The organism is Mucilaginibacter sp., assembly GCF_028287845.1.
Lineage (GTDB): Bacteria > Bacteroidota > Bacteroidia > Sphingobacteriales > Sphingobacteriaceae > Mucilaginibacter.
The window spans coordinates 12,406-27,551 of record NZ_JAQBOW010000027.1; the positions used below are offsets into that span (position 1 = coordinate 12,406).

Annotated in this window: 19 protein-coding genes and 1 pseudogene; 9 read left to right on the forward strand and 11 right to left on the reverse strand. The window is 38.2% G+C overall.

Annotation, left to right across the window (positions count from 1 at the left end; all coding sequences use genetic code 11):
• Window positions 1–144 precede the first annotated feature (144 nt).
• Both yidC and JWP71_RS02360 read right to left on the reverse strand, forming a co-directional pair.
• On the reverse strand, window positions 145–1,968 hold the full coding sequence (yidC, locus tag JWP71_RS02355) for a membrane protein insertase YidC (protein WP_299496682.1): 1,824 nt from the start codon (window positions 1,966–1,968) through the stop codon (window positions 145–147).
• Window positions 1,969–1,994: 26 nt separating this feature from the next.
• Window positions 1,995–3,605, reverse strand: coding sequence for a CTP synthase (locus JWP71_RS02360; protein ID WP_299496684.1), 1,611 nt, complete (start codon window positions 3,603–3,605; stop codon window positions 1,995–1,997).
• Window positions 3,606–3,805: 200 nt separating this feature from the next.
• On the opposite strand from JWP71_RS02360, the gene JWP71_RS02365 reads away from it, so the two are divergent.
• Window positions 3,806–4,378, forward strand: a complete 573-nt coding sequence (locus JWP71_RS02365; protein ID WP_299496685.1) for a hypothetical protein — start codon at window positions 3,806–3,808, stop codon at window positions 4,376–4,378.
• A 54-nt stretch (window positions 4,379–4,432) separates the two neighbouring features.
• Here the strand turns inward: JWP71_RS02365 and JWP71_RS02370 are convergent, their stop codons facing one another.
• The 4 genes from JWP71_RS02370 to trpS all read right to left on the reverse strand — a co-directional run bounded on the left by JWP71_RS02370 (window position 4,433) and on the right by trpS (window position 7,710).
• Window positions 4,433–5,038: a hypothetical protein gene (locus tag JWP71_RS02370; RefSeq protein ID WP_299496687.1), complete on the reverse strand. Its 606-nt coding sequence runs from the start codon at window positions 5,036–5,038 to the stop codon at window positions 4,433–4,435.
• Window positions 5,039–5,102: 64 nt separating this feature from the next.
• Window positions 5,103–5,828 (reverse strand): 3-deoxy-manno-octulosonate cytidylyltransferase, encoded by a 726-nt coding sequence (kdsB, locus tag JWP71_RS02375; protein WP_299496689.1) that lies wholly within the window; start codon window positions 5,826–5,828, stop codon window positions 5,103–5,105.
• A gap of 145 nt (window positions 5,829–5,973) precedes the next feature.
• Window positions 5,974–6,588 carry a deoxynucleoside kinase gene (locus JWP71_RS02380; RefSeq protein WP_299496692.1) on the reverse strand — a complete coding sequence of 205 codons (615 nt, stop codon included), beginning with the start codon at window positions 6,586–6,588 and terminating at the stop codon, window positions 5,974–5,976.
• A 126-nt stretch (window positions 6,589–6,714) separates the two neighbouring features.
• Window positions 6,715–7,710 (reverse strand): tryptophan--tRNA ligase, encoded by a 996-nt coding sequence (trpS, locus tag JWP71_RS02385; RefSeq protein WP_299496694.1) that lies wholly within the window; start codon window positions 7,708–7,710, stop codon window positions 6,715–6,717.
• Window positions 7,711–7,868: 158 nt separating this feature from the next.
• On the opposite strand from trpS, the gene JWP71_RS02390 reads away from it, so the two are divergent.
• The 5 genes from JWP71_RS02390 to JWP71_RS02410 all read left to right on the forward strand — a co-directional run bounded on the left by JWP71_RS02390 (window position 7,869) and on the right by JWP71_RS02410 (window position 10,251).
• Window positions 7,869–8,477 carry a lysophospholipid acyltransferase family protein gene (locus JWP71_RS02390; protein WP_366143513.1) on the forward strand — a complete coding sequence of 203 codons (609 nt, stop codon included), beginning with the start codon at window positions 7,869–7,871 and terminating at the stop codon, window positions 8,475–8,477.
• Window positions 8,474–8,761, forward strand: a complete 288-nt coding sequence (gene gatC / locus JWP71_RS02395; protein ID WP_299496698.1) for an Asp-tRNA(Asn)/Glu-tRNA(Gln) amidotransferase subunit GatC — start codon at window positions 8,474–8,476, stop codon at window positions 8,759–8,761. Before JWP71_RS02390 ends, gatC begins: the two co-directional genes overlap by 4 nt.
• Before the next feature lie 147 nt (window positions 8,762–8,908).
• Entirely contained in the window at window positions 8,909–9,124 is a 216-nt protein-coding gene (locus JWP71_RS02400; protein WP_299496700.1) for a hypothetical protein, read from the forward strand.
• Complete coding sequence (locus JWP71_RS02405) at window positions 9,118–9,408, forward strand: type II toxin-antitoxin system RelE/ParE family toxin (protein ID WP_299496702.1); 291 nt, start codon at window positions 9,118–9,120, stop codon at window positions 9,406–9,408. Before JWP71_RS02400 ends, JWP71_RS02405 begins: the two co-directional genes overlap by 7 nt.
• A 105-nt stretch (window positions 9,409–9,513) precedes the next feature.
• The gene (locus JWP71_RS02410) at window positions 9,514–10,251 is read left to right on the forward strand and encodes an ABC transporter ATP-binding protein (RefSeq protein WP_299496704.1); all 738 of its coding nucleotides are present in this window, start codon (window positions 9,514–9,516) and stop codon (window positions 10,249–10,251) included.
• Window positions 10,252–10,254: 3 nt separating this feature from the next.
• On the opposite strand, the gene JWP71_RS02415 is transcribed toward JWP71_RS02410, so the two are convergent.
• From JWP71_RS02415 to JWP71_RS02430, 4 genes are all read right to left on the reverse strand, one after another.
• The gene (locus tag JWP71_RS02415; protein WP_299496706.1) at window positions 10,255–10,872 is read right to left on the reverse strand and encodes a hypothetical protein; all 618 of its coding nucleotides are present in this window, start codon (window positions 10,870–10,872) and stop codon (window positions 10,255–10,257) included.
• Between the two features lie 21 nt (window positions 10,873–10,893).
• Complete coding sequence (locus tag JWP71_RS02420; RefSeq protein WP_299496708.1) at window positions 10,894–11,376, reverse strand: hypothetical protein; 483 nt, start codon at window positions 11,374–11,376, stop codon at window positions 10,894–10,896.
• Complete coding sequence (locus JWP71_RS02425) at window positions 11,376–12,065, reverse strand: Clp protease N-terminal domain-containing protein (RefSeq protein ID WP_299496710.1); 690 nt, start codon at window positions 12,063–12,065, stop codon at window positions 11,376–11,378. Before JWP71_RS02425 ends, JWP71_RS02420 begins: the two co-directional genes overlap by 1 nt.
• Before the next feature lie 69 nt (window positions 12,066–12,134).
• A complete protein-coding gene (locus JWP71_RS02430) occupies window positions 12,135–13,121 on the reverse strand; it encodes a chitinase (RefSeq protein ID WP_299496712.1) in 987 nt (328 codons plus the stop codon).
• A gap of 123 nt (window positions 13,122–13,244) precedes the next feature.
• On the opposite strand from JWP71_RS02430, the gene JWP71_RS02435 reads away from it, so the two are divergent.
• From JWP71_RS02435 to JWP71_RS02445, 3 genes are all read left to right on the forward strand, one after another.
• Complete coding sequence (locus JWP71_RS02435; protein ID WP_299496714.1) at window positions 13,245–13,793, forward strand: cob(I)yrinic acid a,c-diamide adenosyltransferase; 549 nt, start codon at window positions 13,245–13,247, stop codon at window positions 13,791–13,793.
• Window positions 13,794–13,889: 96 nt separating this feature from the next.
• A complete protein-coding gene (locus tag JWP71_RS02440; protein WP_002996718.1) occupies window positions 13,890–14,111 on the forward strand; it encodes a DUF2795 domain-containing protein in 222 nt (73 codons plus the stop codon).
• A gap of 115 nt (window positions 14,112–14,226) precedes the next feature.
• Window positions 14,227–14,373 (forward strand): lmo0937 family membrane protein, encoded by a 147-nt coding sequence (locus JWP71_RS02445; protein ID WP_299496716.1) that lies wholly within the window; start codon window positions 14,227–14,229, stop codon window positions 14,371–14,373.
• Window positions 14,374–14,775: 402 nt separating this feature from the next.
• On the opposite strand, the pseudogene JWP71_RS02450 reads toward JWP71_RS02445, so the two are convergent.
• Window positions 14,776–15,146 (reverse strand): annotated as a pseudogene (locus JWP71_RS02450) (hypothetical protein); the annotation flags it as partial.

Here is a 15,146-nt window from a genome sequence, read left to right on the forward strand (position 1 = left end):
ACAAATTTAGTGATTAGTTAATTAGAGATTGGAGATTAGTTGAAATATTATTATTATCAATTTCGAAGATATTGAACAATAAAAAAGCCGCAATATAATTGCGGCCTTTATAATTTGCTAAGACTAATCTTCAATCACTAATCTCTACTTCTTCTTAGCCTGCACTTGTTGCTGATTACGCATCATTTCTTCCATCTTGGCGCTGAAACCTGATTTTTTCTTTTTGTCTTCTGGTTTCTTTTTGTTTTCCTGTATCTGGGCATGTATCTTTTTATCATCAACCATTAAGCGGATAAGATATTGCTGTAAGAAAGTTAGCATGTTTGCCAGGAAGTAGTAATAATTCAAACCTGCCGGATAACCGTTCAATGCACCAAGGAAGATGATCGGGGTAATGTACCCTATGTATTTCATCTGCCCGCTTACACCCGATATCTGGTTATTAAAGTAAGTGTATATCAGGGTAGATATCGTCATCAGCAAACACATTAAACTTAAGTGATCGCCAATAAATGGTATGCTGAAACCAAAGTTTACTATCGAGTCGTAAGTAGACAAGTCATGCATCCATAAAAATCCTTGTCCGCGCAACTCAAACAAGCCCGGGAAAAAGCGGAAGAACGCGATAACAATAGGCATTTGTATCAGCAATGGCAAACAACCACCCAATGGGTTAACGCCCGCTTTTTTGTAGAGCTTTAAGTACTCCTGTTGTAATAAAGTAGGGTTATCTTCGCCCACTTTAGCTTTAATTTCATCCATTTCCGGCTTCAACACACGCATCTTGGCCATTGACAGGTACGACTTATAGGTAAGCGGCGATAAAACTAATTTCAGGATGATGGTTAATGCCAGTATGATTATACCGTAATTCCAGTTAAATTGTGTTAGTACATTAAACACTGGCTGTACAGCATAGCGGTTAATATATTTTAAAGGCCCCCAACCCATGTAAATTTGTTTTTCAAGGCTATGGCCCTGGGCCTGCAATGTTTTAAAATGGTTAGGGCTAAAGTAAAAATCAAGAGGAAAAGTACCGTCAGCATCCCGTGTTAATACCAGGTTCGCCTTTAGCTGTTTAATATCAGCATGGTTTGTGGTATCTGTACTTACTATTAAACTAGATTTACTGAAACCGTCTTTTGACAATAAGACACTCGAAAAGAAATGTTGTTTAAACGATATCCATTCCATCTTTTTATCGCTAATGTCTTTTTGATCGTCCTTGGTGTCGCCAAAGAAATCATAGTTCTTCTCGGTATTAAAGTAGCCTATATAAGAATTTTGACGATCAAGGGTGACGCTTTTTTCTAAACGGTGCGGGCTGCTCTCCCAATCCAAAGTAATACTGCTGCTGTTGGCAATTACATTATCTAAACCGGTAGGTTTAATAGTAAAGCCCACTTTATAGCCATCGCCGTTTAAGGTATATATATAATCAATATACTGTGTTGGGCTATAGCTTAAACGCATGGTTATTGATGACGAATCTTTACCTGTAACCTGCAAACCTGTGGCGCTTGGGGTAAAATACCTTTCGTTGGTATTGATATTAGCCACACCTGCTGCAAAACTAAAACCAAACTTGTTTGCATCGCCATCAAATAATATTAGCGGCTTTTTATCAAACGTTTTAAAGTTTTTTAATTCGACCGAGTATATGCGGCCGCCAAGCGTAGTTAATTTAATGCGGAGGTCCTTATTCTCTAAGGTGATCAATTTCTCGCTGCCTTTTAATGTAGCGCCAAACGGGCTTTTTAATGCAGCGGTATCAATTGTTTTAGCAGCCTTTGCAGTATCAATTGTTGCAGTAACAGGTGTTGTTTTTATACCTGCTCTTTTTAATGAATCCTGGTGTTGTAGTGCTTTTTCTTTTTTGATCTCAGTATCGCTCGGTCTTAAAAACCAAACCGAACCGGCTATAATGACCATAATCAGGAATAATCCTGTAAACGTATTTCTATCCATTATCTATTGTATCGTACTCAAATTAACTATTTTTTGCGGGCATAAGCCAGTGAAGCGGCGACAAAGTTAATAAAAAGTGGGTGCGGATTTGCAACTGTTGATTTTAATTCGGGATGAAACTGTGCTCCCACAAAAAACGGGTGATTTTTTAACTCAACTATCTCTACCAGGTTATTCTCAGGGTTAAAGCCCGATGGCGTTAATCCGGCAGTTTCATATTGCTTTAAATAGTCGTTATTAAATTCGTAGCGATGCCTGTGGCGCTCGCTTATATGGTGTTTACCGTATATGGCGGCGGCTTTACTTCCTTTTTTAAGGTCGCAGGCATAAGCGCCTAAACGCATGGTACCGCCTTTGTTTACCACTTTCTTTTGCTCTTCCATCATAGCAATTACCGGGTTTGGCGTATCCGGGTTCATTTCTGTACTGCTGGCATCTTTTAGCCCTAAAACGTTACGGCCAAATTCAACTACGGCACATTGCATCCCTAAACAGATACCAAAAAACGGAATATTATTTTCGCGCACATAACGTATGGCTTCTATTTTACCTTCAAAACCACGCTCGCCAAAGCCCGGTGCAACAAGTACACCATGCAGGCCCAGCAACTTATCAATAGCGTTGCCCGGTGTTAATTGTTCTGATGGGATATATTCTACCCTCACTTTACACTCATTTTTTGCACCCGCGTGGATGAATGATTCAATGATAGATTTATAAGCATCGGGCAGTTCTACATATTTACCAACTAACCCAATACGTACTTCGGATGTTGGATTTTTTAAGCGGCCCAAAAAGTCTTTCCAGTTTTCTAATTGCGGCTCTGTTTTATGAGGCAGCTTTAATTTTGTTAATACCGTTTTATCTAATTGCTCTTTCAACATCAGTAAAGGCACATCATAAATAGTCGAGGCGTCAATTGATTCGACAACTGCATTGATGTTAACGTTACAAAATAAAGCGATTTTTTTTCTGATATCCATATTCAGATGATGCTCTGTACGGCAAACCAAAATATCAGGCTGTATACCATACTCCAGCAACATCTTAACAGAGTGCTGGGTTGGTTTTGTCTTTAATTCGCCCGCTGCTGCCAGGAAAGGTATTAACGTAAGGTGAATCACTAATGAGTTGCCCGAGCCTACCTCCCACCTGAACTGTCTTACCGCTTCTATATATGGTAATGATTCAATATCGCCTACGGTACCACCTAATTCGGTTATTACAATATCATATTTACCGTCTTCGCCCAGTATACGGATGTTACGTTTTATCTCGTCTGTAATATGCGGAACAACCTGTACGGTTTTTCCTAAAAAAGCGCCTTCGCGTTCTTTGTTAATTACGTTTTGATAGATACGGCCCGTAGTAATGTTGTTGGCTTTGGACGTTGGCGTGTTTAAAAAACGCTCATAATGACCCAAGTCAAGATCGGTTTCGGCACCATCTTCGGTAACATAGCATTCCCCATGTTCGTAAGGGTTCAATGTTCCCGGATCGATGTTAATATAAGGATCGAATTTTTGAATGGTTACGCTGTATCCGCGCGATTGTAGAAGTTTGGCCAATGAAGCCGATATAATGCCTTTCCCCAACGAAGAGGTCACACCGCCCGTAACAAATATGTATTTAGTCATGATTTTTTTTGAAAATTGACAGCAATTTTAAGCCGCTGCTAATTGTTTGTGTACGGGATACAAAAGTACGAATATTTTTGGGGTTTGATTTACAAAATCACAATTGTGGAAAAGGTTTTAGTTATTTAAAGATCTCCTGGTTTTAATTTAAACAAAAAGAGAAATAATTTCTTTCTACATAACTATAAGTCGACAACAACATGAAAAAAATATTGCTGTTAATAGCATTGCTCTTAATTATCCAAACCAACTACGCGCAAACCAAACACCGTGACGAGTATCAAAGTTACCTGTACTCATTAAATTTAATATCGAAGCTATTTTCAAGAGTGTTAGACAATGTTGAAATTATAGCCCACCGACCGGACAGGGTTAGCTTTAAAAATTTAGCGGTTGATTTTAACAAGAAAGTGAATGTGTTGCTAATTAACCAGAACGGTTTAATAAACCTCATTAACAAGGGCGGCTTTAACGACCATCACTTTAACAACTCGCTGCGCATTATGGAAAAAAATGTTGCCGACCTTAAAAAAATACTGATCAACAACCGAGGCTTAATTGATAACTTAAAAATAGCCAACTTTAATACCGCAGATATTTACGACCATTTAGATATGCGGCTCTATGAAAATGATGAGCTGTTGCGGGAGATACATAAAAACCGTGGCAGCAAAGTTTTTAAACGCAAGGTGGTTGATAATTTAACCCAGGCGGTGGTGGTGCTTAACGAGTGCCATAGCAAGGTGGCAGCGCTGTATAGTAAGGTGAAGTAAACCGAACCTATACACGCCTAAGTTACTTAGGGTATACTATAAATTATTAATGTATTAATGCGGATAAACTTGTACCCAACCCTGCTGCCATACCCCGGTATTATAAAAATGGATAAAGCTTCGGGCCTCATCAAAAGTAAATACCTTATCGTGCGTATAAACATCATAAACATTTTTATTGTCCATTAACATTTCTTCAAGCTCATTTTTAGGTGATTTACCCGGTTTAGCGGGGGATATTTTAGATCTTTTTAATTCTACTATTTTACCGTTCCCTTTGGCTATATACCATACTGCCTTGTAACTATCTGTTACATTATTAGCTACTGTGTCTTCGTATAAATTTATCTTTCCTGTTTCAAGAGCTTTTAAAAACACGGGCTTTTTTTCGTTGGGCCTGTACACCGACTGGAAATGCGCATTTTTACTGCGGAGATAATATCCCTTTATGTCTTCGGGCTTTAATGGCTGCGGGTCATCATCCATCGGTGTATAAGTATCTTTACCCAAAAATGGAATGGTTATTACGCAAGCTACTGTATCACCTTTAGGCGTTATCACATAATCAGAGATTCTTTTCCCTTTTTTCTGCGCGTTTACACCGGTTGCAAATAACACGGCTATGCCGACAATAAACAATTTTTTAAGTAGTGCTTTCATTATGTTCAGGTTAAGTGTCTATAACGATGCAGGTATAGTTATAGTGTGGTTGGTACTTTAAATATTATTTAAGTAATTCCAAGTCCTCCGGGGTGTCTACCGCGTAAGTTTCCAAATCTGTTTCGGCAACTTTTATGCGGTAGCCGTTCTCTATCCAGCGCAGTTGCTCCAGGCTTTCGGCTTTTTCTAAGGCTGATATGGGCAGTTTAGTTATCTGCTGCAAAACATCTGCCCGGTAACCATAAATGCCAATGTGTTTAAAATAAGGATAAAACTCCAGCCAGTTTTGCGGCTCTTCACCCCTTATATGCGGCAATGCCGAGCGCGAAAAGTAAACCGCTTCATCCAGTTTGTTTACAATTACTTTAGGGGTATTGGGGTTATGCAGTTCCTGCTCGGTTTTAACTCTTTTTATAAGGGTAGCTATCTGTACATCGGGCGTGGAAAAACACGCGGCCAGTTTGGTTATTTGTTCAGGGTCGATGTAAGGTTCGTCACCTTGTATGTTTATCACCACATGGTATTGCTGATGCACCATTGCAACTTCGGCACAACGATCGGTTCCGCTATGGTGCTTTGCGCTGGTCATTACCGCCACACCGCCAAAAGCCATAACATGATCAAATATGCGGGCATCATCCGTAGCAACAATAACCTCGGTTAAATGATCGCACTTTTTAGCTTGCTCATAAACCCGCTGTATCATGCTTTTGCCCCCAATATCAACCAACGGCTTCCCCGGAAACCGTGATGAAGCGTAACGTGCAGGAATAATACCGAGAACTAACATATTTACGATTTGAGATTTACGATTTACGATTACCTATCGGCTAATCATAAATTGTAAATTGTAATTCTAAAATTAAATAAATAACATATTTACGATTTGAGATTTACCATCACCTATCGGCTATTCGTAAATCGTAATTCTAAAATTAAAATAATCCGTTTATTTCCCGCTCAACTGCCAGGATTATGTTCGACAGATCTTCGGTATTGTTAGCGAAATCCAGATTATCCTTATCCAGTACCAACAACTTACCCAGCTTATAGCCGCTTATCCATTTGTCGTACTTTTCGTTCAGTTTGGATAAATAATCTATACGAATACCTATCTCATACTCTCTGCCACGGCGTTGAATATTGTTTACCAATGTTGGCACAGATGCTTTTAAATAAACAAGCAGATCAGGCGGTTTAATATATTCGGTTATATTGTCAAATATAGATTCGTAGTTTTCGTAATCGCGGCTGGTCATCAGGCCCATATCATGCAGGTTTTCTGCAAAAATATAAGCATCCTCATAGATGGTTCTGTCCTGTATAATGTTGCTCCCACTTTTTTGTATATCGATGATCTGGCGGTAACGGCTATTCAAAAAATATATCTGCAGGTTAAAACTCCAGCGTTTCATGTCGCTGTAAAAATCTTCCAGGTACGGATTATTATCTACAGCTTCATATAATGGTTCCCAGCCATAATTTTTGGCCAGTAATTCTGTGAGTGTAGTTTTACCGGCTCCTATGTTTCCAACAATAGCTATGTGCATATTTGCTAAGATATAATTTGAATGTTAAAAGTCAAAATGAAATTAGTCCATGGTCGATAGTCCATAGACAATAGTCGATATCATTAAGTAATAAAAAACTATGGACTATGGTCTATGGACTATCGACTAAAAGCTCTTAAACCCAATAATTTCTCTAACCTCTTTTATGGTTTTAGCAGCACTTTCTCGCGCCTTTATAGCGCCGTAGCGGGCTACCTGGCGCAAGTATGGGGCATCATTGGCAATCTCGTTTATGCGTTCGCGGATTGGCGCGGTAGCAATGATCATGTCTTCGGCTAATTGTTTTTTTAAATCGCCGTAACGTATTTGCATGTTGTTATATAAGTTATCAAAATGAGCATATGTATCAGGGGTTGATACTACGGTCATCAGATCGAAAAGATTTTGTATTTCTTCTGGTTTTGCTTGATTTTCTTTAATTGGCCCGCTATCTGTTACGGCACGCATTACTTTTTTTCGGATTACTTCGGGTGCATCTGAAAGGAAAACAGCGTTCCCCTCTCCTTCTGATTTTCCCATTTTCCCTTTACCATCAAGCCCCGGAATTTTTACCAGTTTCTCGCTAAAGTTGAAAGCGTAAGGTTCCGGAAAATACTCCTTATTATATAAACGGTTAAATCTATTGCCAAAGGTGCGAGCCATTTCCAGGTGTTGCTCCTGATCTTTGCCTACCGGTACTTTTGTAGCCCGGTGTATCAATATATCTGCCGCCATTAAAACCGGGTAGGTTAATAGCCCGGCGTTAACATTATCCGGGTGGGCGCGCACTTTATCTTTAAATGAGGTACTGCGCTCCAGTTCGCCTAAATAGGCATTCATGTTCAGGTACAGGTATAGCTCGGCTATTTCCTGCACGTCAGACTGTACATAGATGGTGGCTTTTTCGGGATCAATGCCGGCTGCCAGATACTCTACCAGTACACTTTTTACATTAGTATGCAGGTTGGCCGGGGTTGGATGTGTGGTTAATGAATGCAGATCAGCAATAAAAAAAAAGCAGTTATACTCATGCTGCATTTTCACAAAGTTTTGTATTGCACCATAATAATTACCCAAATGCAGGTTCCCGGTAGACCTGATACCACTAACAACAGTTTCCATAGCGGCGAAAGTAAGGATTTTTTATATTTTTGGGGACGATGAAAATAATATTGAAGAAATTGCACTGCTATATTTACCGGTATAGCGTTGGCTTTTTTTACATTTTATTGAGCCCCTTTCTTTATTATTTTTCACGCCATCCCCAACGGTATAAAAACATGAATAAGGTTAGGCGCATCTGGGGGTTTTTAAGTTCTATAACTGTAGGAATTTTATATAATTTTTCCTTTGAAGAACCTATCGACTGGAAAAAAACTTACATTATTTGCCCCAACCACATTTCAAATCTGGATATTACGGCAATGAGCCTGATGGTAAAAAACAATTTTTGCTTTATGGGCAAAGAAGAACTGATGGATGAATTTGTAACCGGTATATTTTTCAGATCAGTTGATATACCGGTTAACCGCGAAAGTAAAATGTCGTCATTCAGAGCATTTAAGCAGACTGCTGAAAGGTTGACAAACGGAACAACGGTAATTATATTTCCGGAAGGTAAGATCCCCGATGAATATCCTCCACAATTACATGAATTTAAAAATGGCCCGTTTCGCCTGGCAATTGAATTAAAAATACCTATTATACCTGTAACATCATTAAACACCTGGCAAAAATTATGGGATACCGGACTCGAATATGGCAGCAAACCGGGTATTTGTAATATATTTGTACATAGGCCCATTGAAACGGCCAATTTAACTTTAGACGATGCTGATGCTTTACGCGATAAAGTATTTGGCATAATAAAACAAAAATTTGAAGCATGAATATTGACAGTGAAACCGTAGATAAGATAGCCCACCTTGCCCGTTTAGAGCTTGCCGACACCGAAAAGCAGGAAATGATTGGCGACATGAATAAGATACTGGGTTTTATGGAAAAATTGAATGAGATTGATACATCAGGCGTTGAGCCGCTGGTTTACCTGTCAAACGAGGTAAATGTTTTTCGCGAAGATGTGATTAAGCAGGAAGTTACTCCCGAAGAGGCTTTGCAAAATGCACCTAAGCATGACGATCAGTACTTTTTGGTGGCGAAAGTTATAGGATAGTTATTAGTTCGGAAAGTTCGCGCACATCGGATAGTTAGGAAGATTTTATTTTTCTTTTTTAATGGCTCCTTGTCACTTTTGATAGTGTGCCCCGCTTTTTGATTGCTAAATGTTTTTATGTAAATTCGTTCTATTAAAAATGATGATATGGAACTTATAATTGATTTTGATAAAATTAAAGACCCTTCTAAACGGGAATGGTTAATTAATTCGCTGAAATTAATGCAAATTGGGTTTCAGACAGCAGAAAAGCCGCAGACAATCGCTCAATATAATAAGGACCTTGAAAAAGGAGATGCTGAAATTGAGGCTGGCGATTTTACCACCGCTGCTGATTTGAAAGCTGAAGCGGATAAATGGTAGTTGTATGGAGCAACAGTGCTAAAGCCGAACTAAAAAAGGCCTTTGAATATATAGCTTTAGATTCGTTACAAAATGCACAAATGGTGAGGAATACATTGGTAGATCTAACCATTAATTTATCTGAAAATTTTGAAAAACACCCGTTAGATAAATTTAAAAAAAATAACGATGGTACCTGGCGGGCTTTTGAAAAGTATCATTATCGTATTTCCTATCACGTCTTAAAAAATCAAATTCGCATTGTACGGATGCGGCATACCAGTAAGTCACCGATTACCTATTGATTCTTTTTTTAAATCTATTAACAGGTAATTGAATCACATTAGGCGTTTCTGACATAAAATAATCTGTAACAATACACCTAACTCTGCTGTCAAAGCAATAAAAATATGAAGCCATTAATTACCATTACAGATATAGGACGTAAATACATTATAGGCACAGAAGTTATTCATGCGCTTAAATCTGTATCGCTAACTATTAATAAGGGTGAATTTGTGGCTTTGATGGGTCCATCGGGTTCGGGTAAATCAACCTTGATGAATATTTTGGGTTGTTTAGATACGCCAACCAAGGGCGAGTATATCCTTAACGGCATTAACGTTAGCCACATGACCGACAATGAGCTGGCCGAAGTGCGTAACTCCGAGATCGGCTTCGTGTTCCAGACATTTAACTTATTGCCCCGTAATACCGCTTTAGATAATGTGGCACTCCCATTAGTTTACGCCGGTATCAGCAAAGAAAACAGGCAGGAACGGGCTAAAAAAGCTTTAGAAAACGTGGGCCTGGGTAATCGTACAGATCACCGGCCCAATGAGCTTTCGGGCGGACAGCGCCAGCGTGTGGCGGTGGCTCGTGCTTTAATAAACGACCCATCCATTATTTTGGCCGATGAGCCTACAGGTAATTTGGATACCAAAACATCTATCGAAATTATGGGCCTTTTGGAAGATATTCACGCCAAAGGCAACACCATTATATTAGTAACGCACGAAGAAGACATTGCCTTACACGCCCACCGTATTGTACGTATGCGGGATGGTTTGATAGAAAATGACTATGATAATCCTAATATACATACGGTGGATAGAAATGTAGATAGCACCGCGAAGGCTGTTTTATAAAAGCTAACACAACGAAGCTATGCGCTCCACAAACTCTGCCAAATGTGTTGACTTTTCGGCTATTATCGGGTCATAATTGCCGATGATAAGCGTATGGTCAACCACCTCTATCATAAAGTCATTATCGCGTATATCCATAACCGCGTTCCTGAAATTACGATCCATGCCCGTACTTGCTTTTGCATGGTCATTAACTACTACATAAAAGGTATTGCTGAAAGCTTTATCTTCTTTAAAATCCAGCTCCAGGGGGTGTAAAAGCTCAAATAGTTTATCAGTCAATGTTTCTCTCCTAATGATGGCCCGGCCGAAATTGTTTTTCAGGTACGTTAAACCCCAAACCTGGTATTCCTGGTGATTGGATACCTCCCTTGTTTCACCAATTTTATAATGTACCTCCACAAATAAAATATACGAATCACCGCAATCCTGTTTGATCACAAATGATCCCCGTAAATTAACGCTCAGGCAGTTTCTAAATACCTCAAACTGCTCCAGGTTAAAATCAATATGCCCGGTGGGCAGGATATTAAATTCTACTTTAAGCGCTTTGTAAGTTTCATTGTACCTGTCTATTGTTTCTGTAGTTAGCCCGGCGGTATCAAAAGGATAATTTTCCATGAAAGATTTTACGTTGAACACTTATTCGTGTATTTTTTTTTCTTGAAAAATAAATGCCAATTCTTCAATGTTTTTTACAAAGATCAAAGCATTGGGATCAGAGGATGTTGGAGCTATTGCTTTTGCCAATCCAATAGCCAAACGGAGTTTTTTAGCTACGTTTTCAATTTCAATCGCATCTGCTTCAGCATTAATTTTTCGAGTTTCAGCATGGGTTTTAGCTTGGTTAGCTAGTAGTCCCTCCAACTCAGCAAATAATTTTTGATTTTCAATAGAAGCTTTCTCTAACTTTGAATTTGCATATTCTAATATATTTGCAGCTATTCTTTGTGACTCTTGTTTAACCGTGCCACCTGTTTTGACATTGGCCTTTGAATCTAACAATTCAACAATTAGAATTGTTAAATTCTCTTTTAATTTACTCCATATAAAAGTATCAGCCCCTTCGACGTCAAGTTTCAAAAAGCTTTTTGTTTCGTGACAATTATCGTCTTCTTCGAACATTATACCAATTCTAAAACACGATCAAATTGACTCATTCCAGTTAGCTTCAAGTAGTCTCCCCCGATATTTGCATATAACTCTGACAACAATAAAACAATATTCTTTATCTCTTCAGTAGTATATTCAGATGTATCAAAAAAAAGACTTAGTGGAGAAGCTTTAATATCGGAGATAATTGTCTCAGAAGATTTAACGATATCGTGATTAACTGATCGGGGAGTTTGATTGAAAATTAATTCACCATCTGTAATTTGTTTTTTTTCGATCAACTCCTTTATAGAATCGTAATCTACCTTGTAATCTTTCAGTAATTGAGAAGTTTCAGATTCTTCATCTCTAAGTATTGACAATAATAAATAAATGCTACTTATAACATCGCTTTTATAAATCTTTGCTTCCAAGTAAGTAATTTTTAATGCTTTTTCTGCTTGCTTCGAAAGTGGTATACTTCCTTTCAAGTCAGTGGAATTACTCTTTTTGAGGCTGCTTGATATTTTGTTTCTTAATTTTTTTAAATCAACTTTTAAAAATTTCAAAGCTATTCCAACTGTGTTTTCTTTTACTTCATTTTGATCTAATGCTCCTAAAAGAATATGTGAGGTACTTATATAATCATTGCCATGAGCTATCGCCTCTTCTCTTGAAGATTGAATAATATCTTTTACAACAGTAGAAAATTTTGCTTCCATTATTTATTAAATATAAAAATCATAATTGTCAAATCAAAATATTATATTGATTATGATGGGGTTTATCCATTAATATGGTTTCATCTTCCCGCAACTGCAAACACAATTTGGGTCGCTTGCGCCCAGCTTTGCTAAAAAGTGCTTGTAAAAAGCAATACGGTCCTGCATGCCCAGTGCATTATCGCCCTTGTTACATTCAACCGCGCCGTTAATAATATCTATCACCATACCAAAACCCGGAATACGGCCCGCCGCTTTATCACCTGCATTTTGTTTCCATTTACCAATCATTACATCGTGTGCAGCTGGTTTGTGTGTTTGTGGTGTCATCCAAAAATAAATAGCCGCTTTAAACGCCACTACCGGATCGGTCATAACCAAATCCGGATTGTTCAACAATATTCTATGATCGCCAAAAATACAATCAGACGCATAGCCGTAATTACCATTATAACTTAGTTGCATAGGGCCGCGGCCATAATATTTTTTGCCTTTAACCGGTGGATATTCGTCGCTATCACTAAGATAATCTAATGAGGTATTACTTTCGTGGGTAAGCATCAGTCCGTCGGTATAGCTACCATTCTCGCCGTGGCGGGTTTCGTGTGCAATGTTTGCAAAAAACGCGGCCAACTCCTTTTTATTGGTCAGTATATCACTTTCGGTACAAAAGTTTCCGTAATCAACAATGTAAGTGCTGTCGGGTTTTACTTTTGCCCAGTGCTCGTTCCAATATACGTCCTGCCTAATAGTAGTTGCTTTACCGGTGCTTTTGTCGGTACGTATAAACTGGTAAACAGATACTGCGCGGCGCGTAATTTGTATTTTAATTAAACCCAATTCTTTTACCGCCCGTATAAATGCGCTATAAGTGTAAAAAGGGTTACGTTGCGGAAAAAGATCATTAAATTGCTTCTCTGTAATTAAATTAAAAGCTACTGCCGGTTTGGGTTTAGCTTCTGTTCTATTTGCTGTACTGCTGCATTTAAAACTCAATAGTAAGAATACCGAAGCTAGTATTAATATAGATTTGGTTGATAATATGATGAATCTCATGGCGTATGATATGCGTGAACTATTTAATAACGGTAAATATAAAAGCAAGTTTGAAGTAACTCATAAATATTGTTTAATTATTAACTATGTTTAAATCAATATTTATAAATTACCGCATCCCTCATGAAGATATATACCAAAACAGGCGATAAAGGCTTTACTTCTCTTATAGGCGGTACGCGCGTACCTAAGCATCACCTGCGTATTGAAAGTTACGGCACGGTTGATGAGCTAAACAGCTACATAGGTTTGATATGCGACCAGGAGATTACCTTACATGATAAAGATTTTTTAAAACAAATACAGGATAGACTGTTTACAATAGGATCGTCATTAGCTGCCGATCCTGAAAAATCAAGAATGGTGATACCCGACCTGCATAAGGAAGACATTGATTTGCTGGAAAAAGAAATGGATACTATGAGCGGGCAATTGCCGGAGCTTAAGCATTTTATTTTACCCGGTGGCAGCACAATGATATCTTATTGCCACATAGCCCGGTGCGTGTGCCGCAGGGCCGAACGCCTTACTGTACACCTTGCCGAAGATAGTAAGGTGGATGACAAGGTGATTATTTATCTGAACAGGTTGAGTGATTATCTTTTCACCCTTGCAAGGAAACTTGGAAATGACCATAAAATCTCCGAGAACCAATGGATACCACGACTTTAAAAAATTTAAAAAAATATATTGATAATCAATATAAAAATATTATACTTTTGCGGAAATTGAAAATTGAAAAATTAACTAAAATTATAAGATAAAAATATGTATTGGACACTCGAATTAGCATCTCACCTGGAGGATGCGCCATGGCCTGCAACTAAAGACGAATTAATTGATTACGCTATCCGTTCTGGAGCACCTGTTGAGGTGATCGAGAACCTGCAAGCATTAGAGGATGACGGCGAGCCTTATGAAAATATTGAGGAGATATGGCCTGATTACCCTACAAAAGATGACTTCTTTTTTAACGAAGACGAATATTAATCCGTCAAAAAAAACCATAAAGAAAACCTGCACATGCAGGTTTTCTTGTTTTAACGAGGTTTTGGAATAGTTTTAGATATAAGCCAGATATCAATTATCACTAAAACATAAAAAAATGAGAGGCTTATTGTACATTATCGCTGTTATCCTTATTATAGGTTGGGCATTCGGATTTTTCTATTACTCTGCAGGCGGGATCATTCATGTTCTGCTGGTTATAGCAATTATAGCTTTATTATTAGGATTAATAAGAAGAGCATAACCCACCTAAGTCCTCCCCTGCAGGGAGGACTTAATTATCATGTGCAACTAATTGCTTTTTGTCTCCCCATTATGGGGAAGAATCGCAGCGGTTTCCTGTAGGTATGTTGCCTGAGATAGCAACGGTTATTATATTAAAAAGATTATTTCATTAAAAAAAAGGTAATGCAAGTGTTTCACAAAATAATGAAACACATGAAACACTCTTTTAGGTTAACATATTGATATATAGCAATTTAACAAAATGGGTGAAACACTTTGAAACAGTACAAAAGCTTTAGGTAAGCATGACAAACAACTCATAATAAGAGCATTATGCTGTTTTATCATTTTTTGCAAATTTAGGGTGAAACACTTTCAAAAATCTCTACAATAAACTATTGCAATTCACGCAGGGCATTTATCACTCTTTTACGGAGAGCATATACGCATCGCTTGTTGTCATATCTTCTTCTGAAAGATTCCTGAACCTCTGTGAAAATTTATTCCTTGGAATATCGTTAGCCATGATCACGGGAAGCTCCTTCAATATTCTGAAACCGTGCTTTTTCTGCAATTCCTGATGTACCGAGTATGGCAGCCGGTTTATCAAAAACATTCGCCCCCCCTTTACAATCTTCCACCCAAACTCGGTATAGGTTCTGTGACCATTCCAACGTTTAGTTGTTCGGTGACATTTAAAATCAATTGAGTGGGACATGATTCCTCCCTTTTTCAACCATTTTGAGAAGGCAACATATGTCCCTTCAAGATCTTCAACATGTTCCAGTACTG